Source organism: Microbacterium sp. (assembly GCF_017305435.1).
GTDB lineage: Bacteria > Actinomycetota > Actinomycetes > Actinomycetales > Microbacteriaceae > Microbacterium.
The window spans coordinates 514,308-540,335 of the sequence record NZ_JAFKIP010000003.1; the positions used below are offsets into that span (position 1 = coordinate 514,308).

At 68.5% G+C, this 26,028-nt stretch carries 28 protein-coding genes and 3 tRNA genes; 16 read left to right on the plus strand and 15 right to left on the minus strand.

The features are described from left to right. Nucleotides 1–25 precede the first annotated feature (25 nt). The 3 genes from J0I43_RS05690 (at nt 26) to J0I43_RS05700 (ending at nt 2,872) form a co-directional block, all read left to right on the plus strand. Entirely contained in the window at nt 26–1,264 is a 1,239-nt protein-coding gene (locus tag J0I43_RS05690) for an MFS transporter (protein ID WP_292860342.1), read from the plus strand. A 217-nt stretch (nt 1,265–1,481) separates the two neighbouring features. Further along, nucleotides 1,482–2,177: an endonuclease NucS gene (nucS, locus tag J0I43_RS05695; RefSeq protein WP_292860345.1), complete on the plus strand. Its 696-nt coding sequence runs from the start codon at nt 1,482–1,484 to the stop codon at nt 2,175–2,177. A gap of 20 nt (nt 2,178–2,197) precedes the next feature. Further along, nucleotides 2,198–2,872: an HAD hydrolase-like protein gene (locus J0I43_RS05700; protein ID WP_292860349.1), complete on the plus strand. Its 675-nt coding sequence runs from the start codon at nt 2,198–2,200 to the stop codon at nt 2,870–2,872. 32 nt (nt 2,873–2,904) lie between these two features. On the opposite strand, the gene J0I43_RS05705 is transcribed toward J0I43_RS05700, so the two are convergent. Continuing rightward, nucleotides 2,905–3,111, minus strand: coding sequence for a cold-shock protein (locus J0I43_RS05705; RefSeq protein ID WP_215487015.1), 207 nt, complete (start codon nt 3,109–3,111; stop codon nt 2,905–2,907). A gap of 356 nt (nt 3,112–3,467) precedes the next feature. Here J0I43_RS05705 and J0I43_RS05710 point away from each other — a divergent pair, with 356 nt between their 5' ends. After that, nucleotides 3,468–4,109: a GntR family transcriptional regulator gene (locus tag J0I43_RS05710; RefSeq protein ID WP_292860358.1), complete on the plus strand. Its 642-nt coding sequence runs from the start codon at nt 3,468–3,470 to the stop codon at nt 4,107–4,109. A gap of 46 nt (nt 4,110–4,155) precedes the next feature. Here J0I43_RS05710 and J0I43_RS05715 read toward each other — a convergent pair whose 3' ends face one another. Beyond that, nucleotides 4,156–5,004, minus strand: a complete 849-nt coding sequence (locus tag J0I43_RS05715) for an SDR family oxidoreductase (protein WP_367267542.1) — start codon at nt 5,002–5,004, stop codon at nt 4,156–4,158. A 67-nt stretch (nt 5,005–5,071) separates the two neighbouring features. Here J0I43_RS05715 and J0I43_RS05720 point away from each other — a divergent pair, with 67 nt between their 5' ends. Beyond that, the gene (locus tag J0I43_RS05720; RefSeq protein WP_292860364.1) at nt 5,072–5,755 is read left to right on the plus strand and encodes a TetR/AcrR family transcriptional regulator; all 684 of its coding nucleotides are present in this window, start codon (nt 5,072–5,074) and stop codon (nt 5,753–5,755) included. Nucleotides 5,756–5,853: 98 nt separating this feature from the next. Here J0I43_RS05720 and J0I43_RS05725 read toward each other — a convergent pair. Then, nucleotides 5,854–5,937 (minus strand) — tRNA-Leu (locus J0I43_RS05725). 138 nt (nt 5,938–6,075) lie between these two features. On the opposite strand from J0I43_RS05725, the gene J0I43_RS05730 reads away from it, so the two are divergent. From J0I43_RS05730 to pknB, 7 genes are read left to right on the plus strand one after another with little or no spacing between them, the layout of a single operon-like run. Then, nucleotides 6,076–6,807 (plus strand): DUF3662 and FHA domain-containing protein, encoded by a 732-nt coding sequence (locus J0I43_RS05730; RefSeq protein ID WP_292860367.1) that lies wholly within the window; start codon nt 6,076–6,078, stop codon nt 6,805–6,807. Further along, nucleotides 6,804–7,352 (plus strand): FHA domain-containing protein, encoded by a 549-nt coding sequence (locus tag J0I43_RS05735; protein WP_292860370.1) that lies wholly within the window; start codon nt 6,804–6,806, stop codon nt 7,350–7,352. The genes J0I43_RS05730 and J0I43_RS05735 overlap by 4 nt, the downstream gene beginning before the upstream one ends. A gap of 12 nt (nt 7,353–7,364) precedes the next feature. Further along, nucleotides 7,365–8,612, plus strand: coding sequence for a PP2C family serine/threonine-protein phosphatase (locus tag J0I43_RS05740; RefSeq protein WP_292860373.1), 1,248 nt, complete (start codon nt 7,365–7,367; stop codon nt 8,610–8,612). After that, complete coding sequence (locus J0I43_RS05745) at nt 8,609–9,994, plus strand: FtsW/RodA/SpoVE family cell cycle protein (RefSeq protein ID WP_292860375.1); 1,386 nt, start codon at nt 8,609–8,611, stop codon at nt 9,992–9,994. Before J0I43_RS05740 ends, J0I43_RS05745 begins: the two co-directional genes overlap by 4 nt. A 13-nt stretch (nt 9,995–10,007) precedes the next feature. Continuing rightward, entirely contained in the window at nt 10,008–11,468 is a 1,461-nt protein-coding gene (locus J0I43_RS05750; RefSeq protein ID WP_292860378.1) for a penicillin-binding protein 2, read from the plus strand. Beyond that, nucleotides 11,465–13,186 (plus strand): serine/threonine protein kinase, encoded by a 1,722-nt coding sequence (locus J0I43_RS05755; RefSeq protein ID WP_292860381.1) that lies wholly within the window; start codon nt 11,465–11,467, stop codon nt 13,184–13,186. The genes J0I43_RS05750 and J0I43_RS05755 overlap by 4 nt, the downstream gene beginning before the upstream one ends. A 59-nt stretch (nt 13,187–13,245) precedes the next feature. Continuing rightward, nucleotides 13,246–14,952 (plus strand): Stk1 family PASTA domain-containing Ser/Thr kinase, encoded by a 1,707-nt coding sequence (pknB, locus tag J0I43_RS05760; RefSeq protein ID WP_292860384.1) that lies wholly within the window; start codon nt 13,246–13,248, stop codon nt 14,950–14,952. Between the two features lie 72 nt (nt 14,953–15,024). Here the strand turns inward: pknB and J0I43_RS05765 are convergent, their stop codons facing one another. The 3 genes from J0I43_RS05765 to J0I43_RS05775 are packed head-to-tail and all read right to left on the minus strand — an operon-like array spanning nt 15,025 to nt 16,611. After that, the gene (locus J0I43_RS05765) at nt 15,025–15,666 is read right to left on the minus strand and encodes an aminodeoxychorismate/anthranilate synthase component II (protein ID WP_292860387.1); all 642 of its coding nucleotides are present in this window, start codon (nt 15,664–15,666) and stop codon (nt 15,025–15,027) included. Then, on the minus strand, nt 15,659–15,817 hold the full coding sequence (locus J0I43_RS05770) for a hypothetical protein (RefSeq protein ID WP_292860390.1): 159 nt from the start codon (nt 15,815–15,817) through the stop codon (nt 15,659–15,661). Before J0I43_RS05770 ends, J0I43_RS05765 begins: the two co-directional genes overlap by 8 nt. Then, nucleotides 15,817–16,611, minus strand: coding sequence for a class E sortase (locus J0I43_RS05775; RefSeq protein WP_292860392.1), 795 nt, complete (start codon nt 16,609–16,611; stop codon nt 15,817–15,819). Before J0I43_RS05775 ends, J0I43_RS05770 begins: the two co-directional genes overlap by 1 nt. Nucleotides 16,612–16,665: 54 nt before the next feature. Between J0I43_RS05775 and J0I43_RS05780 the strand changes: the two genes are divergently transcribed. Then, on the plus strand, nt 16,666–16,905 hold the full coding sequence (locus J0I43_RS05780) for a cell division protein CrgA (protein WP_292860395.1): 240 nt from the start codon (nt 16,666–16,668) through the stop codon (nt 16,903–16,905). Nucleotides 16,906–16,993: 88 nt separating this feature from the next. On the opposite strand, the gene J0I43_RS05785 is transcribed toward J0I43_RS05780, so the two are convergent. Both J0I43_RS05785 and J0I43_RS05790 read right to left on the minus strand, forming a co-directional pair. Continuing rightward, the gene (locus J0I43_RS05785; RefSeq protein WP_292860398.1) at nt 16,994–17,851 is read right to left on the minus strand and encodes a rhomboid family intramembrane serine protease; all 858 of its coding nucleotides are present in this window, start codon (nt 17,849–17,851) and stop codon (nt 16,994–16,996) included. 18 nt (nt 17,852–17,869) lie between these two features. Beyond that, on the minus strand, nt 17,870–18,427 hold the full coding sequence (locus J0I43_RS05790; protein ID WP_292860401.1) for a peptidylprolyl isomerase: 558 nt from the start codon (nt 18,425–18,427) through the stop codon (nt 17,870–17,872). Between the two features lie 89 nt (nt 18,428–18,516). On the opposite strand from J0I43_RS05790, the gene J0I43_RS05795 reads away from it, so the two are divergent. After that, nucleotides 18,517–19,086, plus strand: coding sequence for a DNA helicase (locus J0I43_RS05795; RefSeq protein WP_292860403.1), 570 nt, complete (start codon nt 18,517–18,519; stop codon nt 19,084–19,086). A gap of 149 nt (nt 19,087–19,235) precedes the next feature. Further along, nucleotides 19,236–19,715 (plus strand): aminoacyl-tRNA deacylase, encoded by a 480-nt coding sequence (locus J0I43_RS05800; protein ID WP_292860406.1) that lies wholly within the window; start codon nt 19,236–19,238, stop codon nt 19,713–19,715. A 68-nt stretch (nt 19,716–19,783) separates the two neighbouring features. On the opposite strand, the gene J0I43_RS05805 is transcribed toward J0I43_RS05800, so the two are convergent. From J0I43_RS05805 to J0I43_RS05825, 5 genes are all read right to left on the minus strand, one after another. Further along, on the minus strand, nt 19,784–20,203 hold the full coding sequence (locus J0I43_RS05805) for an NUDIX hydrolase (protein ID WP_292860409.1): 420 nt from the start codon (nt 20,201–20,203) through the stop codon (nt 19,784–19,786). Nucleotides 20,204–20,219: 16 nt separating this feature from the next. Beyond that, nucleotides 20,220–21,245: a MerR family DNA-binding transcriptional regulator gene (locus J0I43_RS05810; protein ID WP_292860412.1), complete on the minus strand. Its 1,026-nt coding sequence runs from the start codon at nt 21,243–21,245 to the stop codon at nt 20,220–20,222. After that, nucleotides 21,246–21,920 (minus strand): HEAT repeat domain-containing protein, encoded by a 675-nt coding sequence (locus J0I43_RS05815; RefSeq protein WP_292860415.1) that lies wholly within the window; start codon nt 21,918–21,920, stop codon nt 21,246–21,248. A gap of 149 nt (nt 21,921–22,069) precedes the next feature. Further along, nucleotides 22,070–22,142: transfer RNA gene (locus J0I43_RS05820), tRNA-Ala, on the minus strand. An 8-nt stretch (nt 22,143–22,150) separates the two neighbouring features. Next, a tRNA-Ile gene (locus J0I43_RS05825) sits at nt 22,151–22,227 on the minus strand. Between the two features lie 89 nt (nt 22,228–22,316). Between J0I43_RS05825 and J0I43_RS05830 the strand changes: the two genes are divergently transcribed. Next, complete coding sequence (locus J0I43_RS05830; protein ID WP_292860418.1) at nt 22,317–23,033, plus strand: VIT family protein; 717 nt, start codon at nt 22,317–22,319, stop codon at nt 23,031–23,033. A 6-nt stretch (nt 23,034–23,039) separates the two neighbouring features. On the opposite strand, the gene J0I43_RS05835 is transcribed toward J0I43_RS05830, so the two are convergent. Then, entirely contained in the window at nt 23,040–23,441 is a 402-nt protein-coding gene (locus J0I43_RS05835) for a DUF3566 domain-containing protein (RefSeq protein ID WP_292860421.1), read from the minus strand. Further along, on the minus strand, nt 23,438–26,011 hold the full coding sequence (gyrA, locus tag J0I43_RS05840; protein WP_292860424.1) for a DNA gyrase subunit A: 2,574 nt from the start codon (nt 26,009–26,011) through the stop codon (nt 23,438–23,440). The genes J0I43_RS05835 and gyrA overlap by 4 nt, the downstream gene beginning before the upstream one ends. Between the last annotated feature and the right edge of the window lie 17 nt (nt 26,012–26,028).

Consider the following 26,028-nt stretch of genomic DNA (forward strand, 5'->3'; position numbering starts at 1 on the left):
CGAATCGATTCGGTAAGCTGTCCGGGTGACTCTCGACACCTCCGTGACCGGAACGCGCCTGGCGCCCTGGCGCACCGCCGTCTTCACCCTGTTCCTGCTGTCCGGAGTGACGTTCGCGTCGTGGGCGTCGCGGCTGCCGGCGGTCAAGCAGAACCTGGGCATCGACGACTTCGAGGTCGGGGTGCTGCTCTTCTCGATGGGCGCGGGCTCGCTCCTCGGTGTCATGTCGGCGAACGTCATCGTCGCCCGGTGGGGAGCGAAGCGCGGCCTCTCGGTGACGGTCGTGGGCGTCGCCGTGGGCCTCTTCCTCGCCGCGCTCGGCGTCGATGCGCTCGGATCGTACCCGCTCGCCGCGATCGGCCTCGCGCTCATGGGCCTGTGCTTCGGAGCGACCGACGTCATGATCAACGTCGAGGCGGCATCCGTCGAGCAGGCGACCGGCCGTACCCTCATGCCGCTCTTCCACGCGTTCTTCAGCCTCGGCACCGTGGCCGGCGCGGGCATCGGCGTCGCGATGGCCGCCTGGGGCGTCGGCGCTTCGTGGCACCTGGGCACCGTGGCGGTCGTGTGGCTCGCCGTGACGATCGTCGCCCTGCGCTTCGTGCCGGCCCCGGATGCTGCGCACGCCGCAGCGGCGGCAGCCGACTCCTCCTCGACGCGCCGCGAGCGGCTGCATGCCGCGCTCGAGGTCTGGCGCGACCCGCGCACCTACGCGATCGGCGCGATCATCCTCGGCATGGCATTCGCGGAGGGCAGCGCCAACGACTGGCTCACGATCGCGGTCGTCGACGGACACGGCGAGTCGGAGGCGACCGGCGCGATCTTCCTCACGGTGTTCTCGATCTCGATGACGGTCTTCCGCGCCGTCGGCGGCCCGCTCGTCGACCGGATCGGCCGGGTGTGGGCGCTGCGCGGTCTCGCCGTGACGGGGGGCATCGGCCTCATCGTGTTCATCCTCGCGCCGAATCTGCCGCTGGCCTTCGTCGGCGTCGCTCTCTGGGGCGCCGGCGCCTCACTCGGATTCCCGCTGGGCATGTCGGCGGCGGCGGACGACCCGGCCAAGGCCGCGGCATCCGTCTCGGCGGCGGCGACCATCGGCTACGTCGCGTTCCTGTGCGGCCCGCCGGTGCTCGGCTGGATCAGCCACCAGATCGGCATCCTCAACACCCTCTGGATCATCGTCGGCCTCATCGTCATGAGCGGCTTCGCGTCGGGCGCCGCGAAGCCGATCGCGGGCTCGAAGGTCGGCGCCGGGCACCACTGACCCGGCCTGCGCATTCGCGCGCTTTGCGCCGGCCGCCGCGCCGCGCGCGCCGCGCGCGCCGCCCGCGCCGAGTGCGCCGCATCCCACCGAAAGGGCCGGTTCTTCGCGCGCAACAACCGGCGACCTCGGCAACAACCGGCGCGCTCGGCTCCAGCCGTCACCAGCCGGTGCCGCGCGACGGCCCCGACCCGATCCCGCGCCCGCGTACACTCGACGGGTGCGTCTCGTCATCGCCCGTTGCTCCGTCGATTACACCGGGCGCCTCAACGCCCACCTCCCGCTCGCGACGCGCCTGCTCGTGCACAAGGGGGACGGCTCGCTGCTCGTGCACTCCGACGGCGGCTCGTACAAGCCGCTCAACTGGATGAGCCCGCCCTGCACGCTCACCGTCGAAGAACCGGATGCCGAGTCGGCGACGGCTGGAGTGCGTGAGCACTGGCGGGTCACCCATGCGAAGACGGGGGACGCGCTGCTCGTGCGCATCTATGAGGTGCTGCACGATTCCGCGCATGAGCTGGGCGTCGACCCGGGACTGCAGAAGGACGGCGTCGAGGCCGATCTGCAGCGTCTGCTGGCCGAGCAGGTCGACGTCATCGGCGACGGGCTGACGCTCGTCCGGCGAGAGTTCCCGACGGCGATCGGGCCGGTCGACCTGCTGCTGCGCAACCCCTCCGGCGGCACGATCGCCGTCGAGGTGAAGCGGCGCGGCGACATCGACGGCGTCGAGCAGCTGACCCGCTACCTCGACCTGCTGAACCGCGACCCGCACCTGGCTCCCGTCGCGGGCGTCTTCGCCGCGCAGGAGATCAAGCCACAGGCGAAGGTGCTGGCCGGCGACCGCGGCATCCGCTGCGTCACGCTGGACTACGAGGGCATGAAGGGCACCGAGTCGGGCGCGCCGCGCCTGTTCTGAGCCGCCGATAGGCTGGCGGGATGACTTCGCGATCGCCCTTCACGTGCGTGCTGTGGGATGTGGACGGGACGATCGTGGATGCCTCGGACGGCATCCTGCGTCGCCTGACGATCGCGCTCGAGCACTTCGGCAAGCCCGCGCCGACGCGCGCTGAGCTCGTGCACTGGATCGGGCCGCCGATGTTCGACTCGTTCCAGACGAACGTCGGCATGAGTCCCGCCGAAGCCACCGAAGCGGTCGCCTACTACCGCACGATCGGCAAGGCCGACGGCTACACGACGGGCGCGAAGCTCTACCCCGGCATCGCGCAGCTGATCGGAGACCTGGATGCCGCGGGCATCGCGCAGGCGACAGCGAGCTCGAAGCCCGAGGTTCAGGTGGTGGCGCTGATGGAGCACTTCGACCTGGTTCCGCATCTGCAGGCGATGGCAGGGTCGACCCCCGACGAGAAGACGCTCGCGTCCAAGGCGGACATCGTCGCCGAGGCGCTGCGTCGCCTCCAGGCGGCGGGCGCTGACACGAGTCGCCCGGTGCTCATCGGCGACCGTCACCACGACGTCGAGGGCGGCGCCGCGCATGACGTCGCGGTGATCTTCGTGCGCTGGGGCTTCAGCTGGCCCCACGAAAGCGAGGGCGCCACAGCTGCCGTCGACGATGTCGACGCGCTGCGCGCCCTGCTGTTGATCGAAGACTGACGGCCCGCGCGAACGCGGGCCGTCAACCCGGATCAGATGGGTCGGATGTTCTCCGCCTGGAGGCCCTTGGGGCCCTGGGCGATCTCGAACTCGACGCGCTGGTTCTCCTCGAGGGAGCGGTAGCCGCTCGACTCGATGGCGGAGTAGTGAGCGAAGACGTCCGCGCCGCCCTCATCGGGAGCGATGAAGCCGAAGCCCTTCTCCGAGTTGAACCACTTGACGGTGCCCTGCGTTGCCATGACTGCCTTACTGACGTGCGATGCCGACGCAGTCGCGCCGACGCCTCAACCGTACTTGGGTACAGCGATCCGCGCAGGACTGTGACGGCGATGGTGACACAAACGTTGCATGAATACCATTCGACGCCCGAGCGTTTCGCGCGATGCGCGCCGCTCGGGCGTCGACGGATCCCCCCGGATACGCCACGCTCGGCGTGGCTGCGACCACTGTACGGATTCATCGGGCGGGTCCTCCTCGGATCACATGGGAATCTGCCGTGAGATCTCTTCGAGCACCCGAAGACCGATGCCCCGCGACAGAGATTCACAGAAGGTGCGTCTCGGTGTCATCAGTACCGAACGTAGAATCCAGTGCGATGATCGCCCACCTCTCCCCGATCGAGGTCGCCGGCGGCATGATCCTCAGCGATGAGGTGCATGCGCGTATCGGCGCTGCCATTCTCGACGGCACTTTCGGCCCCGGCCAGCGATTGCGCGACGTCGATCTCGCTCTCCAGCTCGGCGTGTCCCGCACTCCGATCCGCGAAGCCCTGCAGCGCCTCGAGCGCTTCGGCCTCGTCGAGATCGCCGTCGGCCGCTACACGCGCGTCTCCACACCCGACGATCGACTCCGCGAGGAGACGGGCGAGTTCACGGCGTACCTGATGGGCAATGCGCTGCGCATCGCGCTGCAGCGCTGCGACGAGGATCAGCACGCGACGATCGTCGAGCTCGCGGATGCCGTGGTCGACAGCGCCCACCGCGCCGATGCGTTGGGGCTGTTCGAGGCATCCACCGACATGTTCATCGAGGTGACCAAAGCGACGGGCAACGCGATGTTCATCGGTGTCATCCGCGAAGCCGCGCTCGCGATCCAGCGCAACCTGCACGGCTGGCATCCCTTCCTCGCCGGGCCGATCAGCCGCAACGACGGGTACGAACGGCTGCGCGCGTGCATCGCCTCCCGAGACGCGGACGGCGCCGAGCGGATGCTCCGCTACCTGCACGGCGTCTCCTGAGCCGGACGAGGACGCAGCAACGACACGACGACCGACAAGACGCACCTCAGCGGAAGAGACGGGCGTTGTCCTCGACCCATGTGCGGAACGTGCGAGACGGCGCGCCCGTGATGCGGGTGTACTCATCGGAGATGACAGGAGTGGTGCCGACGGCTTCGCGCCAATCCTTGATGATCTGCCGCACCCACACCTCGGGGACGTACCGCGACAGCATCGCCGCAGACTCCGCCTCCGTCTGCTCGATCACGGCCACGGTTCGCCCGATGACCTCGCCGATGATGGCGACCTGATCACGCAGGGTGAGACGGTCTGGACCAGTCAGGATCGGCGTACGCCCGATCAGCGTGTCACTCGTCAGGGCGATCACCGCGACGTCGGCGATGTCCTGTTCATGGATAGGCACCTGCACGGCATCCGGATAGGGCAGTGGCACCGCGTTCTCTCCCTTGACTCCCCAGCTCCAGCGCGCCGCGTTGCTGGCGAATCCGCCCGGTCGCAGGAACGTGTAGGCCAGACCCGACTCCTCGATGGCTCGTTCGACGCGGAGGAAACGCGAACCGTTGAAGTCCTCCGACGCGCCAGGAGACGTCGCCGACGATGAGGACAGAAGAACCACATGCCGCACCCCCGCCGAGGCGAACGCCGCGATCAATGCTTCCGGTTCGGCCAGATCGGCATACAGGAAGACTCTGTCGACGGTCTCGAGCGCGGACGCGAACGACTCCGGCTCATTCAGATCCGCTGCGAAGACCCTCACCTCGGCTGACAACGACAGCTTCTGCGGAGTACGACTCGACGCCCTCACCTCGACCCCCCGCTCGACCAGACCCGTGACGACAGCGCTCCCCACGGAACCACTCGCACCCACGACAAGAACAGACATGGCTTCCTCCATCTATAACGAACACCGTTCGCGAACAGTATTCGTCACGAACGTTGTTCGTGTCAAATAGGCTGTCGTCATGTCACAGCGCGAAGAATCGATGCGGCGCGGACGCTCGGCGAAGGCCCCGCTGTCCCGGCAGTCGATCATCGAGTCGGCCATGGCGTTGATCCGCGCGCACGGCGTCGAGGCCGTCACGCTCCGGCAGGTCGCCGAGCAGGTCGAAACCGGGCCAGCGTCGCTGTACGCGTATTTTGCGAACCGCGACGTTCTTCTCGGGCACGTCCTCGATACGGCATACGCGCATGTACCGCTCGTCGACGCGGGCGCACACGGACTCGATTGGCGGGAAGCCCTCACCCAGACGATCGTCAACACGATCGACGTCCTGCAGAGCTACCCCGGACTCGGAGCCGTCGCACTCGGCACGATCCCCATCCTTCCCGGCGCCCTCCGACTCGCCGAACACGAACTCATGCTGATGGAAGCCGGCGGCATCACCGACGACCGCAGCGCGATGGCGATAGACCTCATCGCCCAGTTCGCCGCGTCCACCGCGATCGAACGCACCGCGCAGCGGGACGGCGCACGTGGTGACGTCGAACGAGAGCATGTGCGCAGCGCATATGAGAGCGCGGATCCGGAGCAGTTCCCCCGCATCACACGGTCTGCGGCGCTGCTGACCGGCCCAGACGAGCAGGTCAGACGCGAGTTCGCCATCCGAGTCCTGATCACGGGAATCGAGCTGTCCACCACGCCCTGAGCATCGGCACCGACGGCAGCTGCAGCGCAGAACGAAAGACGGGTGAAACCCCGAAACCGGGGGTTCACCCGTTCACGATGTCCTGGAACATCACACTGTGCGCGAGGGGGGACTTGAACCCCCACGCCCTTGCGGGCACTGGCACCTGAAGCCAGCGCGTCTACCTATTCCGCCACTCGCGCATGCTGCGCTCCCGATCGACGGGAACTCAACTTCCCGAGGATATCACGGGCGCGCGGCGCCTCAGAATCACGGAATGTGCTCTCGTTCAGGGTGTGCAACTAGCATGTACGCACCGGCCAGCCAGCTAGAGGAGCCCCGTGGGACTACTTGACAGCTTCGAGAAGGGTCTCGATCGCGCCGTCAACGGCGCCTTCGCACGGTCCTTCCGCAGCGGCATCCAACCGGTGGAGATCGCGGCGGCGCTGCGGACCGAATTGGATGCCAAGGCCGCCGTCGTGAGCCGCGACCGCATCCTCGCGCCGAACACGTTCGAGGTGCGCCTCGCCCCCGCCGACGCCGAGCGGATGGGGTCGCTCGGTTCGACGCTCGACGATGAGCTGCACACCCTCGTGACGACGCATGCGCAGGCGCAGGGCTTCTCCTTCGCGGGCCCCGTCTCGATCTCGATCGCCGCCGACGAGCAGCTGCCCACCGGCACCCTGCGCATCCTTTCGCAGACGGCAGCCGGCCAGGTCGCCTGGCGCGGCGTCGTGGATGTCGAGGGCAAGCGCCACCCCCTCACCAAGGGCCGCACGGTCATCGGCCGCGGCAGCGACGCCGACATCACGATCGCGGATGCCGGGACGAGTCGTCGTCACGTCGAGATCCTGTGGGACGGGGAGCGGGCGATGGTCCGCGACCTCGGTTCGACCAACGGCACCCAGCTCGACGGACGCAAGATCTCCGAGGCGCCGCTGCCCCCCGACGGGATCATCACGATCGGGCGCACCGACATCACCTTCCGCGTGATCGCGCAGGCGACGCAGCCACGCCCGACGACCTCCGCCGCCGACGCGACGCGCGCCTTCGGGATCGGCGGGCTCACGTGAGTCAGCTCACTCTGCTCCTGCTGCAGATCGGCTTCCTGATCCTGCTGTGGGCGTTCGTCTTCGCGGTCGTCTACTCCCTGCGCGCCGACCTCTTCGGCGTCAAGGTGCGAAAGCTCCCCGACCCGGCCCCGGCTGCCGCTCCCGCGGCATCGGCCGCCGATGTCACGGCCCCCGTCGCACCGGTCGCCCGACCCGCGGCATCCACCGCGCGCCCCCCGCAGGCGACCGGCGGCCCGCAGAAGGCCACCCGCGACGCGGTCTCGCGCATCGTCATCACGAGCGGCCCGAAGGCCGGTCTCGAACTGCCGCTCACCGGCGAGCCCCTGACTATCGGGCGATCGAGCGAGTCGGGCCTCGTCATCCGCGACGACTACACGTCGAGCCACCACGCGCGCCTGCTCCTGTGGGGCGACCAGTGGATGCTGCAGGATCTCGACTCGACCAACGGCACGTGGCACGACGGCGAGCGCGTCGCGAGCCCCGTCCCCGTGCGGATCGGCGCCCCCATCAAGGTCGGCGCGACGACCTTCGAGCTGCGGAAGTAGCCCGGCGTCAGCATGGTCTTCGAGGGGTCGAGCGCCGCCATCTCCCACACCGGGAAGGTGCGCTCCAACAACCAGGATTCGGGCTACAGCGGCTCGAACCTCTTCGTCGTCGCCGACGGCATGGGCGGCCACGCCGGCGGCGATGTGGCATCCAGCATCGCCGTGCACCGACTGAAGGACCTCGACCAGCCCTTCGCGACGCCCACCGAGGCCGAGCACGCGCTGCAGCAGGCCATCGCCTCGACGGCGACCGTCCTCATCGACACCGTCGCCGATCGCCCCGAGCTCGCGGGCATGGGCACGACGGTCAGCGCACTGGACTTCGTCGACGACTACGCCGTCATCGCGCACATCGGCGATTCGCGCATCTACCTCTACCGCGACGACGCGCTCACGCAGATCACGACCGACCACACGTTCGTGCAGCGGCTCGTCGACTCGGGTCGCATCACGCCGGAGGAGGCGCGCTACCACCCGCGACGCTCCGTCCTCATGCGCGTCCTCGGCGACATGGACCCCGACCCCGAGGTCGACACGTTCATCATGCCGACCCAGCCCGGCGACCGCTGGCTGCTGTGCTCGGACGGCCTCTGTGGCGTCGTCGACGACGCCCATACGGCCAAGACGCTCGGCCAGCACCTCCCGCCCGGGCGCACGGCGGACCTGCTCCTCAAGCAGGCGCTGGATGCCGGGGCCCCCGACAACGTCACCGTCATCATCGTCGACGTGGGCGGCAGCCACCCGATGTTCAGCGGCACCGCCACGATCGTCGGCTCGGCATCCAACCCGCAGGGCATCGAGGTGCCGGCGGCGCGCGCCGGCCGGACGAGCTGGCTGCACCCGAATCGGCAGGCCGCCAACGAGCCGACCCACTTCGAGCCTGCCCCCGAGTTCCTCGAGGAGCTCATCGAAGAGGACCGCCGCCGTTCGCGGCGTCGCCGCCTCTGGTGGATCGTCGGCCTCATCGTCGTGATCGGCGCGCTCTTCGCCGGTGTCGCCGCCGCGTACTCCTGGACGCAGACACGCTACTTCGTCGGGTCGGACGAGAACTCCGTGGTCATCTACCGCGGCATCCAGCAGGACATCGGCCCGATCTCGCTGTCGACGCCCTACGAGGACACCGGCATCCTGCTCGTCGACCTGCCCTTCTATCAGCGCCTCGCGGTGCAGCAGACGATCTCGGCCCGTTCGCTCGCCGACGCCCAGCAGATCGTCGACACCCTGCGCTCGACGGACACGACGGAAGGGAGCTCGCCATGACCGACACGACCTCGCCCGTCGCCGCCGACACCACGATCATCAAGGCGCTGCGCCGCATCCGGATGCCGCAGACGCAGCGCAACCGCGAGCTGGGGCTGCTCCTGTTCGGGTTCCTCATCAACGCATCCGCGGTCGCCCTCGTCCAGCTCGGCGCGACGGGGCACATCGACTGGACGTTCCTCTACTACTGCGGCGGCCTCACGGTGCTCGTCCTCGGCCTCCACATCGTGCTGCGCTACCGCGCACCGCAGGCGGACCCGTTCGTCGTCCCGATCGCGACCGTGCTCTCGGGCCTCGGGCTCGCGATGATCTACCGCATCGACATCGAGGACGGCGACTCGGGATGGGCGGCGTACTCCACGCGCCAGCTCGCGTGGCTCGCGATCGCGATCGCGCTGGCCGTCGCGATCGTCATCGCCCTGCGCAACTACCGCGTGCTGCTGCGGTACACCTACGTCTTCGGCTTCGCCGGCATCCTCCTGCTGCTCCTGCCCTTCGTGCCCGGCCTCGGCACCGACCAGAACGCGGACGTCTGGATCTCGATCGGCGGCTTCTTCTCCTTCCAGCCGGGGGAGCTCGCCAAGATCTGCCTCGCGATCTTCTTCGCGGGCTACCTCGTGCGCACCCGCGAGGCGCTGACCTCGGTCGGCACCCGCTTCCTCGGCATGACCTGGCCGCGGCCGCGCGAACTCGGCCCCCTGCTGCTGCTGTGGGCAGGAGCGATGGCGATCATCGTGCTCCAGCGCGACCTCGGCACCGGAATGCTCATCTTCGGCATGTTCGTCGCGATGCTCTACGTCGCGACCGGCAAGACGAGCTGGGTCGTGATCGGCCTGACCCTCGCCGCCATCGGCGTCGCCGCCGCGACGAGCATCCTGCCCTACGTCCAGGCGCGGTTCACGAACTGGCTGTACCCGTTCGACCCCGACACCGTCGACGGCTCGAGCTATCAGCTCGTCAGCGGCATCTTCGGGCTCGCGCACGGCGGCCTCATCGGCACCGGACTCGGTCAGGGGCGCCCCGGTCTCACCCCGCTGTCGCAGAGCGACTACATCTTCCCGAGCCTCGGCGAGGAGATCGGCCTCATCGGCGTCTTCGCCATCCTGTGCCTGTACATGGTGTTCACGAGCCGCGGCGTGCGCGTCGGCCTCGCCGGTCAGGACGACTTCGGCAAGCTCCTCGCGACCGGCCTGTCCTTCACGATCGCACTGCAGGTGTTCATCATGGTCGGCGGCGTGACGCGCCTCATCCCGCTCACGGGCCTGACCACCCCGTTCCTCGCGGCCGGTGGATCGTCGCTCATCGCCAACTGGATCATCGTCGCGCTCCTGCTGCGCATCTCCGACGCCGTCCGCTCCCGCCCGCGTGTGGTGATCGGGTGAAGGAGGCGCTCTCATGACAAAGGAACTGCGGCGCCTCAGCCTCATCATGCTCGCGATGTTCGTCGCCCTGTTCGGCGCGACGAGCTGGATCCAGGTCGTGCAGGCGCAGGACCTCGCCGACAACGAGCACAACCGCCGCGCCCTGTACGACTCGTTCGAGGTCCAGCGCGGGTCGATCATCGCCGGCGACGAGGTCATCGCCCAGTCGGTGCCGTCGGACGACATCTACAGCTGGCAGCGTCAATACACGGATGCCCCGATGTGGGCGCCCGTGACGGGCTACATCAATCCCGTGCTGAACTCGGCGACGGGGATCGAGCGCGCGATGAACAGCGAGCTGTCCGGCACCGCCGGGTCGCAGTTCCTCTCCCGCATCGACCGCATCATCACGGGCCAGCCGCCGCGAGGCTCCAACGTCCTTCTGACCCTCGATCCCGCCCTCCAGCGCGCGGCCTACGAAGCCCTCGGCGACTACCAGGGCGCGGTCGTCGCCGTCGAGCCGAAGACCGGACGCATCCTCGCGATGGTCACGAGCCCGAGCTACGACACGAACACCCTCGCCGTCCACGATGCCGACGCCGTCAACACGACCTACGACGACCTGGTCGCGAGCGCGACGAACCCGCTGTGGAATCGTGCGATCGGCTCGAGCCTCAACCCGCCCGGCTCGACGTTCAAGCTCGTCGTGGCATCCGCTGCTCTGGCCTCGGGCCAGTTCACGCCCGATTCGACGTTCCAGAACCCCTCCAGCTACGTCCTGCCCGGCACGTCGCAGACGATCCACAACTTCGACGGGGGAGCGTGCGGCCCGGGCGACACCGTCACCCTCGCGACGGCGCTGCGACTCAGCTGCAACATCCCGATGGCGCAGCTCGCGATCGCCCTCGGCGACGACGCGATCCGTGCCGAGGCGGAGAAGTACGGCTTCAACACGCGCTTCGACATCCCGCTGACGACGGATGCCTCGATCTACCCCGCCGGACCGCTCGACGATGCGCAGACCGGACTCACCGGCTTCGGCCAGCAGAACGTGCAGGCGACGCCGCTGCAGATGGCGCTCGTCGCCGCCGGCATCGCCAACAAGGGGATCGTCATGAACCCGCGGATGGTCGACCGAGTCGTCGCCCCCGACCTCACCGTGCAGCAGACCTTCGAGGACACGCAGTTCGGCCGCGCGCTGAGCGATGCGGATGCCGCGACGATGACCTCGCTCATGATCGCCAATGTCAGCGACGGCGCAGCGAGCGGTGCAAGAATAGACGGCGTCGACGTCGCCGGGAAGACCGGCACGGCCGAGCACGGACCAGGTGATCCGTACACCCTCTGGTTCACCGGTTTCGCCCCGGCGGACGACCCCCAGGTCGCCGTCGCGGTCATGATCGAGGACGGCGGAGGGCTCGGACAGTCCGGGACGAGCAACGGGATCGCGGCCCCCATCGCGAAGAAAGTACTAGAGGCGGTGCTGAGCAGATGAGACCGACGCAAGGTGTGAGCTTCGGGGGTCGGTACGAGCTGGACTCGCGGATCGCGATCGGCGGGATGGGCGAGGTCTGGGAGGCCACCGATCACGTGATCGGGCGGACGGTCGCCATCAAGATCCTCAAGGACGAGTACATGGGCGACCCCGGGTTCCTCGAGCGCTTCCGCGCCGAGGCCCGCCACGCCGCCCTCGTCAACCACGAGGGCATCGCGAGCGTCTTCGACTACGGCGAGGAGAACGGTTCGGCCTTCCTCGTGATGGAGCTCGTGCCCGGTGAGGCGCTGTCGACCATCCTCGAGCGCGAAGGGTCGCTCTCCACCGACAAGACGCTCGACATCGTCGCCCAGACCGCAGCCGCTCTGCAGGCCGCGCACGCGGCGGGGCTCGTCCACCGCGACATCAAGCCGGGGAACCTCCTCATCACGCCCGACGGGCGCGTGAAGATCACCGACTTCGGCATTGCGCGCATCGCCGACCAGGTGCCGCTGACGGCGACCGGGCAGGTCATGGGCACCGTCCAGTACCTCTCGCCCGAGCAGGCCTCCGGCCACCCGGCATCCCCGTCGACCGACATCTACTCGCTCGGGATCGTCGCGTACGAGTGCCTCGCCGGCAAGCGCCCCTTCACGGGCGAGTCGCAGGTCGCGATCGCGATGGCGCAGATCAACGACGCGCCGCCGCCCCTGCCCGAGACGATCGCCGAGCCCGTGCGCAACTTCGTGATGTCGATGATCGCGAAGAAGCCCGACGACCGACCCGCCACGGCGTCGGCCGTCGCCCGTGCGGCGTCGGCGCTCCGTCGCGGCGACATCGCCGGCGCGATCGCGATCGTCCCGGCGATCGCCGGTGCCGGGCGCCTCGACGCCGCCACCCAGCTCCTCGGCACGGGGGGCGAGGAGACCACGCGCATCCTTCCGACGGCCGCCGCGGCACCGGCTGCGGCGCCGGCGCTCACTGCCGACGCGGAAGAGCCCGCGAAGAAGAAGCGCAGCCCCTGGACGTGGCCGCTCGTCGCCCTCATCGTCCTGCTGCTGCTCGTCCTCGGCGGGACCGTATTCGCGCTGCTGTCGAACCAGCAGCCCGCACCGGCGCCGTCGTCGTCCTCGCCGTCGGAATCGCCCTCGCAGACGCCGTCGAAGTCGCCGTCTCCCACGGCCGCGAACATCAACCTCGGTGCGATCACGCTCGTCGGCAAGACCTGCGACGAAGCGAAGAGCGCCCTGACCGCCGCCGGCTTCACGGCAGAGGCGACGTGCACCGACGGTGACGCCGCATCGACGGAGGATCAGATCGGCAAGGTCTACCGGACCAACCCGAGCGGCGGGAACGTGCCGCCCAGCACGGTTGTCGCCCTCACGGTCTACGGGCCGCAGTCCGAGATGGCCCAGCCCGGCGCTCCGACCCTCAGTGCGACCTCGGTCGCGGCCGGCGGCGAGCTGAACGTCACGTGGCAGGGGTACTCGTGCCCCGCGGGCTTCACGCCGACCAACTACGTCTTCAGCGTCGAGGGGGGCACGTTCCAGGCGGGTGGCGGCACCAAGGCCTCCTTCCTGATCGGTCAGCAGCCCGCGGTCGTCATCGCCGGAGCATCCGGGACGGTCGTCGTGAACTACTCGGTCGAGTGCGAGAACAGCTCGGGCAACGTGCGCACGTCGCCGAGTTCGGCCCAGACGGTCGCGACCATCACGCCGACGCCGTCCGCGACGCCCTGACCTGACGGCGTGTACGGAGGCCGGTCGGTTAGGCTGGCGACGGAGTGCCAGGGGGAGAAGTGTCTGTGAAGTCGCGCGTGCTGTCCGACCGTTATCGGGTCGACGAGCTGATCGGGCGTGGCGGCATGGCCAGCGTCTATCGCGGTCAGGACGTCACGCTCGGCCGTGAGGTCGCGATCAAGATCCTCAAGCGCGAGCTCGCCGCCGACCCTGCGTTCCGCACACGGTTCCGCCTGGAGGCCCAGGCCGCCTCACGGATGTCGCACCCGACGATCGTCCGCGTCTATGACGCGGGCGAGGACGGCGAGACGGATGCCGACGGCACGACCCATCCCGTGCCGTACATCGTCATGGAGCTGGTCTCGGGACGGCTGCTGAAGGACGTGATCGCCGAAGGGCCGGTGCCGATCCCCGACGCGCTGCGCTACACGGACGGCATCCTCGAGGCGCTCGAGTATTCGCACCGCGCCGGCGTCGTGCATCGCGACATCAAGCCCGGCAACGTCATGGTGACCGGCGACGGCCAGGTCAAGGTGATGGACTTCGGTATCGCCCGCGCCGTCTCCGACTCGTCGTCGACCGTCGCGGAGACGACGGCGATCATCGGCACCGCCGCCTACTTCTCGCCCGAGCAGGCGAAGGGTGAGCCCGTCGACTCCCGTGCCGACGTGTACTCGACCGGTGTCGTGCTGTACGAGATGCTCACCGGGCGTCCGCCGTTCCGAGGCGACACTCCGGTCGCCGTCGCGTATCAGCACGTGAGTGAGACGCCGCTGGCCCCGTCCGAGATCGTGGAGACCGTGCCGCGGTCGCTCGACGCCGTCGCGCTGCGCGCCCTCGCGAAGGACCCGTTCCAGCGCTACCAGGACGCCGGCGCGTTCCGCCAGGCGCTGGATGCCACGGCAGAGGGCCGCGTTCCCAGCAAGAAGCAGGTCGGCGCCCTCACGAGCGAGCTCTACGGCGACAACCCGCGCCAGGCGGCCGAGACTGCCCGATCGCTGCGGCAGCTCTCGACCGACACGACGATGAAGCGCACGCAGGCGGGTCCTCCCGCCGCGTGGATCTGGGCGGGGATCACGGTCCTCGCGGTCGTGCTGATCTCGGTGCTGTTCTGGGTGATCTCGAGCCGCCCCGGCACGACGATCCCCGACAACGCACGGGTCGTCCCCGACGTCATCGACATGTCCTGGGATCGCGCGAACGAGCTGCTGTACGGCCAGGACCTGCAGGCCGACCGCCTGGAGGAGAGCAGCGACAAGATCGCCGCCGGCAACGTCATCCGCACCGAACCGGCGGCAGGGATCACCGTCGCCCCGGACCAGACCGTCAAGGTGTATGTGTCGACGGGTCAGCAGATGGGCACGGTGCCGGATCTCGCGGGGCTGTCGACCGAGGCGGCGACCGCCGCGCTGACGTCCGCGCAGCTCGCGCTCGGGTCCGTGACGACGCGGAACGATCCGGAGCTCAGCGCCGGCACGGTGATCTCCGCCGATCAGACCGGGGGCGATCAGATCCCCACCGGCACCGCCGTCAACCTCGTCGTCGCGAGCGGATCGGTGACGCTCGTCGATGTCGTAGGCTATACCGTCGAGGCGGCGCAGCGCGCCCTCACCGCCGACGACGTGAAGCTCACGCCCTCCGTCGTGGAGGATCCCTCCTGCCCCGCCGGACGCGGTGACCCGACCGTCGCGGCGCAGTCGCTCGCTCCCGGCGACGTGCCGATCCACTCGACGGTGGAGCTCACGGTCTGCACCGGCCGCCCCTGACGCGCAGAGCATCGCCTCGGACCCGCCGGACCCGCAGGGCCTGCCCGGATCGGCGCGCCTGGAGGCGGCCGGTCAGTCGACGAGTCGGTGCGGTGAGAGCGCCGCGCCGCGTGCGGCGGCGTGCGCCAGCTCCGGATCACCGGTCCGGGTGAGCCAGTTCCCCAGCATCCGATATCCGCCCTCCGTCAGCACGGCTTCGGGGTGGAACTGCACGCCGCACAGCGGCAGTGCCCGGTGGGCGAGAGCCATCACGACGCCGGACGCCGTCCGAGCCGTCACCGCGAGCTCGGGGGGGAGCGTCGACTCGTCGACAGCGAGCGAGTGGTAGCGGGTCGCGGTGACGGGGGAGGGGACCCCCGTGAAGACCCCGTCGCCGTCGTGGAGCACCTCGCTCGTGATGCCGTGCATGAGCTCCGGCGCCTGGGTGACCCGCGCGCCGAACGCCACGGCGATCGCCTGGTGACCGAGGCAGACGCCGAGGAGCGGGATGCCGCGCGCCGCCGCCGTCCGGACGATCTCGATCGAGGCACCGGCATCCTCCGGCCGCCCCGGACCCGGCGAGACGAGGATGCCGCTGCATCCGGCCGTCTCCGCGACGGGGTCGACGACGGCATCCGCCTCGATCATCCGCGTCGTCGCTCCGAGCTCGTGGAGGTAGCCGACGAGGGTGTGCACGAAGCTGTCGTGGTTGTCGACCACGAGGACGTCAGCCACCGATGGTCGACTCCTGCGGGGAGATGAACTGCTGCGCCCAGGGGAAGACGTACCAGAAGAGCCCGTAGAGGATCGCGGCCACGAGGACCAGCAGGATCAGCACCCGCACCCAGGCAGGGCCGGGCAGGAGGCGCCAGAGTGCGGCGTACATCAGGACGAGGCTCCTACGGTCGGCGCGGCGAGCGAGGCGGGCGGACCCGCGGCGGTGGGGGTGAAGCTGTCGAAGACGGCGTACGCGATGATCCGCTCGAGCATGTTGAGCTTCGGCGCGCACGACGTGAGGGTGAGGTAGCGTCCGTTCGCCGCGACGCCGACCTGCTGCGGAACGGGAAGGAGCACCTCGACCTGCGTGTCCTGCACGTACTCGAGCGTGCGGAAGCGGTAGGTGTACCAGCCGTCCGGGGTCTGGATGACGATCGCATCGCCGATGACGAGCTGATCGATCGGGTCGAACGGCGCACCAGAGGTCCACCGGTGCGCGGCGTACACGGTGTTGCCCACGTCTCCCGGCATGGCCGTGTCGGCGTAGTGCCCGATCTCGCCCTGATCCAGGATGTCGGTGCGCGAGGTTCCGGCCGCGATCGTGAACTGCCACGCCGGACCGAAGCGCGGGATGAACATCACCCCGAACGGCGTGCCGTGGTCGGGCTGCGTCTGCACGGGGACGACCGTCTCGACGGGGGCGGCGGTGTCGGTCGGCGACGGCGAGGGGGATGCCGCATCGGAGGCCGTCGGCGACGCCGTCATCCAGCTCTGCGAGAGGGCGCTGGCTTCCTTGTGCTTCTCGGCCCCGATGATCCAGTCGCCGATCCACATCTGCCACGCGACATAGAGCAGCGCGACGATGCCGAGTGTGATGAGGATCTCACCGAGCACACCGACGAACGATGCGCGGCGGCGCGGCGCGCGGTGTCGACGGCGCGTGATCGTCGCGGGTTCGCCCATAGTCGGATTCTCGCACAGCGTGGCTGTGGCGAGGCTGGCAGGTAGAATCTCCGCATGGCACGATCTGGCAAGGATGACGAGCAGCTCACCGAGCGCACGGAGGGCGAAGCCGCCCCCAACCCGGTGTGGTTCAAGCCCATCATGCTGGGCCTCATGATCCTCGGGCTTCTCTGGGTGATCGTCTTCTACCTCAGCGGGCAGGCGCTGCCCGTCCCCGGCATCGGCGGCTGGAACCTCGTGATCGGGTTCGGCATCGCCTTCGTCGGCTTCCTCATGACGACGCGCTGGCGCTGATCCCTGTCCACACCCTCGTCCACGGGGTGTGAATTACACGGGTGTCATTCATCCCCATCTGTGGACGAAGCTGTGGATAACTCTGCCGCTACCGGTAGAGGAAGAGGGGGATCGCGAGCAACGCGATGAGCCCGACCGCCACCGCGACGAGCAGCCACACCTGGGTGCGCTGCTGACGAATGGCGCGCGTGCGCGCGAAGATGAAACCCACGAGCGCGCCGACGAGCCCGCCACCGATGTGCGCCTGCCACGCGATGCCCGAGCCCGGCAGGAACGTGATGACGAGGTTCAGACCCAGAAGCACCGCGATCGCGGTGACGTTCGCGCCGATGTGCCGTCCGATCACGAACATCGCGCCGAGGAGGCCCCAGACCGCGCCGGACGCTCCGACGACCCACGTCGATGGGGCGAGAAGCGCGGTCAGCACGGAGCCGCCTACCGCGCTCAGCAGATATAGCGCGAGGAAGCGCCATCTTCCGAGGAGTGGCTCGAGACTGCGCCCCAGTGCCCAGAGCGCCAGCATGTTGAGTGCGATGTGCCACGGGCTCGCGTGCACGAGCGTCACGGTGACGAGTCGCCACGGCTGCGTATAGGCGAGCTGGCCGTTGAACGCGAGCCAGACCTGCACGAGATCCCCGAAGCCGCCGGGGATGAGCCCCAGCAGGTAGAAGAAGATCGTCACGCCCATGAGCGTGTAGGTGACGATGGGCGTGCCGTTCGCCGCCGCCCGCGCGAGGGGGCGGCGGCGCGGCATCCGGGTCACGTTCGCCTGGTGCTGCTTCCGCTGCTCCGCAAGGCACTCCGGGCAGATGACACCTACCGGGAGCGGGGTCTGGCACTCCGGGCAGATCGTGCGCAGGCACCGCTGGCACAGCACGAAGCTCTGCCGGTCCGGATGCCGGTAGCAGAAGTTGTCCGGATTGGTCTGGAACGCGGTATCGCTCACGTGACGGGGCGTCGGCTCTCAGACGGCGACGACGTCGATCGAGCTGATCACGACGGGCTCGACCGGACGGTCGCCGGCACCCGTCCGCACCGCGGCGATCTCGTCGACGACTGCGCGCGAGGCGTCGTCGGCCACCTCGCCGAAGATCGTGTGCTTGCCCTGCAGCCACGGGGTCGGGTCGGTCGTGATGAAGAACTGCGATCCATTCGTGCCCTCGGCCTTGCCCGTGATGGCGTTGCGGCGCAGGCCCGCGTTCGCCATCGCGAGGATGTACGGCGCGTTGAAGTTCAGCTCGGGGTGGATCTCGTCGTCGAAGTTGTAGCCGGGGCCGCCGACGCCCTGACCGAGGGGGTCGCCGCCCTGGATCATGAAGTTCGGGATGATGCGGTGGAAGATGACGTCGGTGTAGAGGGGGCCCTCGCCCGGCTTGCCGGTGGCGGGGTGCGTCCAGGCCTGCGATCCGTCGGCGAGACCGGTGAAGTTCTGCACCGTGCGCGGCGCGTGGTCGCCGAACAGGTTGACGACAATGTCGCCGTGGTTGGTGTGGAAGGTGGCTACGGCGGTGTGGATCGTCATGCTGGGTATTCTCCCACCTGTCAACCCCTTCCGAGGTCGCGGGCGTCTGGCAAGATGGGGGGAAACGACCCCGGATCAGGGAGGGCACCGTGAGCCTCAGCCGTAAGCGCAAGAAGGAACTCCGCAAGCTTCAGGACCAGGCGAGCACGCTGTGGGAGTCACAGCAGGTTCTGCTCGGTCAGGCGGGGGATGTCGCGCGTGAGGCGGGGCGTCAGCTCGGGAACTACAACCGCGAGCAGGTCGTGCCGACTGTGCAGCACACGTACGAGAAGTACGCCGCACCGTACGTCGACCAGGGCGTCAAGACGTCGCGCAAGGTCTACAACGACAAGATCGTTCCTGCCGCCGGTGCCGTGATCGGCTCGGCGCTGAGCGTGTGGGATGCCGCGAACGAGAAGCGCTCCGACCTCGCCGCCGGTCGCGGGTTCGGGTCGGTCGATTTCGCCGCCCTGCAGAAGAAGGCGGAGAAGTACGGCAAGCAGGCATCCAAGCAGCTCGTCGTGGCACCGCCGAAGAAGGGTGTCAGCGCGGGCGGCGTCATCGCGATCCTGCTGGGCGTCGCTGCGGCGGCCGGCGTGATCTACGCGGCCTGGCAGACGCTGCGCGCCGACGACGAGCTGTGGGTCGCGGACGACCCGCTGCGCGCCCCCGACGCCTGAGTCGCCTTCGAAGCCGACCGGATGATCTCGATACACCGGCACTGACGTGCCGGCACTCGATCACCGAACCGCAACATCCGCCGCAGGCGCCGTTCCCCTTCGGTGGTTGAGTAGCCGCCGCAGGCGGCGTATCGAAACCATGGTGACAAATGCCCGATCCTCTCGACCGCGTGCGCTCCGCGGCGGCCGCCCGCGGCCTCGACATCGAGCTGCGTGAGCGGCCCGCGGCATCCAGCCTCGCCGAGGCCGCGGCATTGTTGGGGCTCGAGCCGGCGGACATCGTGAAGACGCTCGTGGTCAAGCGCTCCGACGACAGCTACCTGTTCGCCCTGATCCCCGGCGATCTGGCGATCTCGTGGCCGAAGCTCCGGGCTCTCGTGGGCGTCAACAAGCTCCGCCTACCCGAACCCGAGCTCGCCCTGCAGGCGACCGGTTACGAACGCGGCACGATCGTTCCGATCGGCAGCACCCACGACTGGCCGGTGTATGCCGACGCCTCGATCGCGGGCCGTCGCATCGCGATGGGCGCCGGCGCGCACGGCTACAGCCTGTTCGTCGACGCCGACGAGCTCATCGCCGCCTACGACGCGACGGTCGCCGACATCTCGCAGCCCGCCGCTCCCCGGTGATCCGTCCCGGCGCAGACCGGCGATCCCCCGGTGATCGAGTGCCGGCGCGGAGCGCCGGTGTATCGAGATCAGACGCCCGCCATCTCCCGCGCGAGGTCGACGAGCTGAACCCGGTGCAGCCTTTCGACAGCGTCGAGCGTGAACCACGCCGCCCGGTCGGTCGACCCGCCGACCTCGTCGCGCAGATCTCCTCCGACGACACGCGCACGGTAGACGATCCGGAGGGTGTGAAGCGGCCCGCTCGCGCCCGGCGCAAGGCGCTGCCGCGCCGGGATGACGCGGGAATGGATGCCGAGGAGTTCCTCGACCGTGACCTCGAACCCCGTCTCTTCGCGCACTTCGCGCACGACGGCGTCGGCGGGGTCTTCTCCGGCCTCCAGTCCGCCGCCGGGGAGTGTCCATGCGGCGCGCGGCCCCTCGTGCCAATGCGCGAGCAGCATCCCGCGCTCGTCGACGATGACGGCATAGGCGGCTACCCGCAGATCCATTCCGCGATCCTAGCCGTCATCCGGACGCCGGCTGCGCGGAGTCGTCTTCGGTTCGAGTGTCGAGTATGAACCTGGCGGTGACCGCAGTCGCGCGGTCGTCGTCATCGAGCAGCATGTGCAGCGTGTCCTTCGTGGCGGCAATGGGGAGATCGGTCAGCGCTGCGACCAGGCGCCGACGGGCAACGGGTTCTGAGGCCGCCAGCTCCGCCGACAATGCGGTGATGACCTGATCGATGTGCCCGTCACGGATTGCGAGTTCCGTGAGCGCGTCGGCGGCTTCGACATCATCCCGCCCCGTGCTGATGAGGGCGACCAGCGCAGGGATTGCCCCACTCTTGCCGTGCTGAGCGCGGGTGATGATCGCACGTGCTCGGATGCGCGGATCCTCATGATTCGCGGATTTCATGATCACCCGTTGCGCGGCACGGGTGTTGATCTTCACGAGTGCATCGAGGGCGTGGCGCCTCCGATCGCTCTCGTCGGACTGCATCGCATGAGCGAGTGCGGAGACCGCGTCATCCCCGCCTCTTCGCGCGATAGCCCATTGCAGGGCTCCCGCCGCGTCTTCGGTGCTCTCACGCAGCATGGCCTCAACGAGTATGGGGATGTCTCTCCGGTCGGCTTCGGTGACCTCCAGCGCCAGTTGCTGGCGGCGCGAAGGACTCGCAGATTCCAAGCCTCGAACGAGTCCGATGGTTCGAAGGACGTCATGCCACGTCTTCGGATCGGTGGCTTGCACCTCCTCGAGGCGCTGCACCAGTTCCTGAGCCTGATCGATCTGCTCCCGTGTGCGGTTGATCACGTGGGAGACCACAACGGCAGGATCGAAATCGCGGTCATCGATCACGTCCGCGATCTGCGCGAGGCCCATCCCCAGCGACCGCAATCCCTCGACGTGGAACAGTCGCCGCAGATCGTTCTCGGAATACTCCCGGTACCCACCGGCTGTCCGGTCCGAGGGAGACACCAGGCCGATGCGGTCGTAGTGGCGCAGCATCCGGGCGCTGATGCCCGAACGCTGCGCCACCTCGCCGATCAGCAACTACTGCTCCCGCACTGCCGGCGCCCCACGAAGAGCCACAACCCGCTTCGCTTCTGCAATCGCCGCGTCAAACCCTTCATCGGGGTCCGCCATGATCGCCAACGTTGCCACGGCATGCGCGCTCACGTCGTCGTTCTCACCGCGAGCTGCGTCTTCGATCACCGATTCGACAGTCGCTCCGAGCACGGCGAACGCCCGACTCAGGCTCCGTTGCGTCTCTCGGTCTCCCCGCCCGAGCTCGCCGACCAGTTCCCGAGCCAGCAGGACCTCTCCACCCTGAGGGACGAACCCGGCAGCAGTGCGCCATGCGGCGCGAGCCACCTCAACGTCCTCGTCATGAAGGAGGTCCACGGTGATCGCGTTCCCGGTCGCGGGGTCACCGATCTTCGAAAGCGTGTGCAGCGCCTGACTGCGCGCTTGTGGGGAACTGGAGTGAAGCTCGGGCAGCACGGCCTTCACCGTCATCGCAGGATCATGTCTCGTCAGCGCCCAGGTCAGCATGTCCCGGACGAAGAAGTCCGGTTCCACTTCGCAACGCTCCACGAGAACCTCGATGTAGGACCCATCTGGTCGAGTGCCGGCTGCCAAAGCAGCCTGCAAGCGCGCAGATGCGCTGGTGTCCCTGAGCGCAGTCCTCAGCCGGTTTCCCGGTGTGTCCGTTGTGATCTCGACCATCTCGATACCTCCTCAACGTACTTCACACCTTGTCACCGTGACAATGTCAACCCCCGGGGTCTCATGGAAACACGCGCAGCCGAGATTCGCCGAGCCTACGAAGACAAAGAAGTCGAACTCCGCCAGGAGTTCGACTTCGTCTGAAACTGTGGAGCCTGGGAGAATCGAACTCCCGACATCCTGCTTGCAAAGCAGGCGCTCTACCAACTGAGCTAAGGCCCCGGAGGGGGTGGTGGGGCTACCAGGACTTGAACCTGGGACCTCTTCATTATCAGTGAAGCGCTCTAACCGCCTGAGCTATAGCCCCGTGAGGGATCGGCATCGACGCCGTCAACCTCCAAGACTTTACCCGATCCCACGCCGAACCTGAAATCGTGGGCGTGGTTTACTCGACGCATGAGCGGTCCGCATCCGGGGGAGGCCCACAGCGAAAGTCTCGGCCAGCGTCTGAACTGGCTGCGCGCGGGGGTGCTCGGCGCGAACGACGGCATCGTCTCGACCGCTGCACTCGTCGTCGGCGTCGCGGGAGCCACGACATCCAGCGCCGCCCTCCTCACGGCGGGGCTCGCCGGCCTCGTCGGCGGTGCGATCTCGATGGCGCTCGGCGAGTACGTCTCGGTGTCGAGCCAGCGCGATACCGAACGCGCGCTCATCCAGAAGGAGCGCCTGGAACTCGAAACGATGCCTGACGAAGAGCTCGCCGAACTCGCCGACATCTATCGGCGCCGCGGACTGAGCGACGACACCGCCCGGCGCGTGGCTGAGGAGTTGACCGCGCACGACGCGCTGTCGGCGCACCTGGATGCCGAGCTGAAGATCGACGCGGACGACCTCGTCAATCCGTGGCACGCCGCGATCTCCTCGGCGATCTCGTTCACTCTGGGCGCCCTGCTGCCGCTTCTCGCGATCCTGCTGCCTCCTCCGCAGCTGCGGGTCGGCGTCACCGTCGTCGCGGTGCTCGCAGCGCTCGCGCTGACGGGTTCCCTCGCCGCGCACCTCGGCGGTGCGCCGAAGCGGCGGGCCGTGACGCGGCTCGTCGTCGGAGGCGCACTCGCCCTCGCCGTCACGTGGCTGATCGGAACGCTGCTCGGGACGAGCGGCGTGGTCGGGTGAGGCGGATCAGTTGGAGGTGAAGCCGACGAGCAGGCCGCCGGTCACCTTGACCATGAGGTTGTAGATGCCCGCGACGACGGCGCCGAGGACGGTGACGACGATGAGGTTCAGGATCGCGACGATCGCCGAGAACGCCATCACCTGCGAGAGGCCGATGTAGTCGCTCAACACGAAGTTGTCGTCGAACGCCTTGAACAGGTCATCGAGGCGCGTGATCATGCCCGTGGTCTGCAGCACCATGAAGACGAGGAACGCACCGACGATCGTCACGATCGCCAGAGCGACCGCAGCGAGGAACGACAGCTTCACGGCCGACCAGAAGTCGACGTACACGAGGCGCAGGCGCACCTGCTTCGCGCTCGTCTTGCTCGATGACTTCTTGGCCAGCTTGTCGGCTACCGTGCTCATGCGTCAGTGTCACTCTCTTCGGGGGTCGAGGGCGTGGTCTCGTCCGCGGGGCTCGCCGCTTCGTCGGCGTCACCCAGGGTACGCTCCGAGTTCCGGGCGATCGCGAGGATGCGGTCGTCGTCATCGGGGCGGGCGAAGACGACACCCATGGTGTCGCGCCCCTTGGCGGGGACCTCGGCCACGGCAGAGCGTACCACCTTGCCGCTGGCAAGAACCACCAAGACCTCGTCGTCCTCGGCGACCATCAGACCACCCGCGAGATCGCCCCGATCCTCGCTGAGCTTGGCCACCTTGATGCCCAGTCCACCGCGTCCCTGCAGGCGATATTCGCTCACCTTGGTGCGCTTCGCGTAGCCGCCTTCCGTGACGACGAAGACGAACGCGTCGTCCGCGGCGACGGATGCCGAGAGCAGAGAATCGCCCTCGCGGAAGCTCATCCCCTTGACGCCCTCCGTCGCGCGACCCATCGGGCGCAGCGAATCGTCCGTCGCGGTGAACCGCAGTGACATACCGTGCCGAGAGATCAGGAGGATGTCGTCGGTGTCGTCGACGAGCAGCGCGCTGACGACCTCGTCGCCGCCGGTCTCCTCCTCCTGCCCGCGCAAGCGGATCGCGATGATCCCGCCCTGACGGTTCGTGTCGTACTCGCTGAGGAAGGTCTTCTTGATCTTGCCGTCGCGCGTCGCGAGCACGAGGTGGGTCGCGACCTTGTAGTCGCGGATGTCGAGGATCTGCGCGATCTCCTCACCCGGCTGCAGCGCGAGGAGGTTGGCGACGTGCTGACCCTTGGCATCCCGCCCCGCCTCGGGGAGCTCGTAGCCCTTCGCGCGGTAGACGCGCCCCTTCGAGGTGAAGAAGAGCAGCCAGTGGTGCGTCGTCGTCACGAAGAAATGCTCGACGACGTCGTCGGCGCGCAGCTGCGCACCCTTCACACCCTTGCCGCCGCGGTGCTGCGAGCGATAGTTGTCGCTGCGCGTGCGCTTGATGTATCCGTCGCGGGTGACCGTGACGACGACCTCCTCCTCGGGGATGAGGTCTTCCATCGACATGTCGCCGTCGAATCCGTGCAGGATGTGCGTGCGACGCTCGTCGCCGAACTTGTCGACGATGCCCGTGAGCTCTTCCGCGATGATCGTGCGCTGGCGCTCCTCGTCGGCGAGGATCGCCTGGTATTCCGCGATCTGCCGCTCGAGCTCGGCGAGCTTGTCGAGGATCTTCTGACGCTCGAGCGCGGCAAGGCGGCGCAGCTGCATCGCGAGGATCGCGTCGGCCTGGATCTCGTCGACACCGAGCAGCTCCATGAGACCTGTGCGCGCCGCCTCGACGTCGGGCGAACGGCGGATGAGCGCGATGACCTCGTCGAGCGCGTCGAGCGCGAGCGCGTAGCCGCGCTGGATGTGCGCGTCCTCCTCGGCCTTGCGCAGGCGGTACTGCGTGCGGCGGACGATGACCTCGACCTGGTGCTCGATCCAGTACGAGACGAACCCGTCGAGGGCGAGCGTGCGCGGCACGCCGTCGACGATCGCGAGCATGTTCGCGCCGAAGTTCTCCTGCAGCTGCGTGTGCTTGTACAGGTTGTTCAGGACGACCTTGGCGACGGCATCCCGCTTCAGGACGATCACGAGGCGCTGACCCGTGCGGTCGCTCGTCTCGTCGCGGATGTCGGCGATGCCCTGCAGCTTGCCGTCGCGGGCGAGGTCGCGGATCTTCGCCGCGACGTTGTCGGGGTTGACCTGGTACGGCAGCTCGGTGACGACGAGGCACGTGCGACCGTGGATCTCCTCGACGTTCACGACGGCGCGCATCGTGATGGAGCCGCGGCCCGTGCGCTGCGCCTCGCGGATGCCCTTCGTCCCGAGGATCTGCGCCCCGGTGGGGAAGTCGGGGCCGTGGATGCGGCCCATCAGCGCCTCGAGGAGCTCGTCGCGCGTGGCATCCGGGTGTTCGAGCGCCCACAGCGCACCCTCGGCGACCTCGCGCAGGTTGTGCGGCGGGATGTTCGTCGCCATACCGACGGCGATGCCGACCGAGCCGTTGACGAGCAGGTTCGGGAAGCGCGCCGGCAGGACCGTGGGCTCCTCGGTCTTGCCGTCGTAGTTGGGCTCGAAGTCGACCGTGCCCTCTTCGATGTCGCGGACCATTTCCATGGCGAGGGGCGCCATCTTGGTCTCGGTGTAGCGGGATGCCGCGGCACCCATGTTGCCGGGGGTGCCGAAGTTGCCCTGACCCTCGGCCAGCGGGTAGCGCAGCGACCAGGGCTGCACGAGCCGGACGAGCGCGTCGTAGATCGCCGAGTCGCCGTGCGGGTGGAACTGGCCCATGACGTCGCCGACGATGCGGGCGCACTTGTTGAAGCCCTTGTCGGGGCGGTACCCGCCGTCGTACATGCCGTAGATGACACGGCGGTGCACGGGCTTGAGACCATCGCGGACGTCCGGCAGCGCACGGCCGACGATGACGCTCATCGCGTAGTCGAGGTAGCTGCGCTGCATCTCGACCTGCAGGTCGACCTGGTCGATGTTCCCGTGGTTGTAGTGCGCGGTCGGGTCGGGGCGTTCTTCGTCAGTCATGTGTGTGCTTTCGGTGA

Bases quoted from the DNA above. Each gene is read 5' to 3' on its own strand.
- J0I43_RS05755 (WP_292860381.1), top strand. From the start codon at position 11,465: ATGAGACCGACGCAAGGTGTGAGCTTCGGGGGTCGGTACGAGCTGGAC.
- J0I43_RS05830 (WP_292860418.1), top strand. From the start codon at position 22,317: ATGAGCGGTCCGCATCCGGGGGAGGCCCACAGCGAAAGTCTCGGCCAG.
- J0I43_RS05800 (WP_292860406.1), top strand. From the start codon at position 19,236: ATGCCCGATCCTCTCGACCGCGTGCGCTCCGCGGCGGCCGCCCGCGGC.
- J0I43_RS05835 (WP_292860421.1), bottom strand. From the start codon at position 23,441: ATGAGCACGGTAGCCGACAAGCTGGCCAAGAAGTCATCGAGCAAGACG.
- J0I43_RS05780 (WP_292860395.1), top strand. From the start codon at position 16,666: ATGGCACGATCTGGCAAGGATGACGAGCAGCTCACCGAGCGCACGGAG.
- gyrA (WP_292860424.1), bottom strand. From the start codon at position 26,011: ATGACTGACGAAGAACGCCCCGACCCGACCGCGCACTACAACCACGGG.
- J0I43_RS05750 (WP_292860378.1), top strand. From the start codon at position 10,008: ATGACAAAGGAACTGCGGCGCCTCAGCCTCATCATGCTCGCGATGTTC.
- J0I43_RS05775 (WP_292860392.1), bottom strand. From the start codon at position 16,611: ATGGGCGAACCCGCGACGATCACGCGCCGTCGACACCGCGCGCCGCGC.
- J0I43_RS05790 (WP_292860401.1), bottom strand. From the start codon at position 18,427: ATGACGATCCACACCGCCGTAGCCACCTTCCACACCAACCACGGCGAC.
- J0I43_RS05705 (WP_215487015.1), bottom strand. From the start codon at position 3,111: ATGGCAACGCAGGGCACCGTCAAGTGGTTCAACTCGGAGAAGGGCTTC.
- J0I43_RS05745 (WP_292860375.1), top strand. From the start codon at position 8,609: ATGACCGACACGACCTCGCCCGTCGCCGCCGACACCACGATCATCAAG.
- J0I43_RS05805 (WP_292860409.1), bottom strand. From the start codon at position 20,203: ATGGATCTGCGGGTAGCCGCCTATGCCGTCATCGTCGACGAGCGCGGG.
- J0I43_RS05715 (WP_367267542.1), bottom strand. From the start codon at position 5,004: ATGGAGGAAGCCATGTCTGTTCTTGTCGTGGGTGCGAGTGGTTCCGTG.
- J0I43_RS05740 (WP_292860373.1), top strand. From the start codon at position 7,365: ATGGTCTTCGAGGGGTCGAGCGCCGCCATCTCCCACACCGGGAAGGTG.
- J0I43_RS05770 (WP_292860390.1), bottom strand. From the start codon at position 15,817: ATGTACGCCGCACTCTGGCGCCTCCTGCCCGGCCCTGCCTGGGTGCGG.
- J0I43_RS05815 (WP_292860415.1), bottom strand. From the start codon at position 21,920: ATGGTCGAGATCACAACGGACACACCGGGAAACCGGCTGAGGACTGCG.
- J0I43_RS05700 (WP_292860349.1), top strand. From the start codon at position 2,198: ATGACTTCGCGATCGCCCTTCACGTGCGTGCTGTGGGATGTGGACGGG.
- J0I43_RS05710 (WP_292860358.1), top strand. From the start codon at position 3,468: ATGATCGCCCACCTCTCCCCGATCGAGGTCGCCGGCGGCATGATCCTC.
- J0I43_RS05720 (WP_292860364.1), top strand. From the start codon at position 5,072: ATGTCACAGCGCGAAGAATCGATGCGGCGCGGACGCTCGGCGAAGGCC.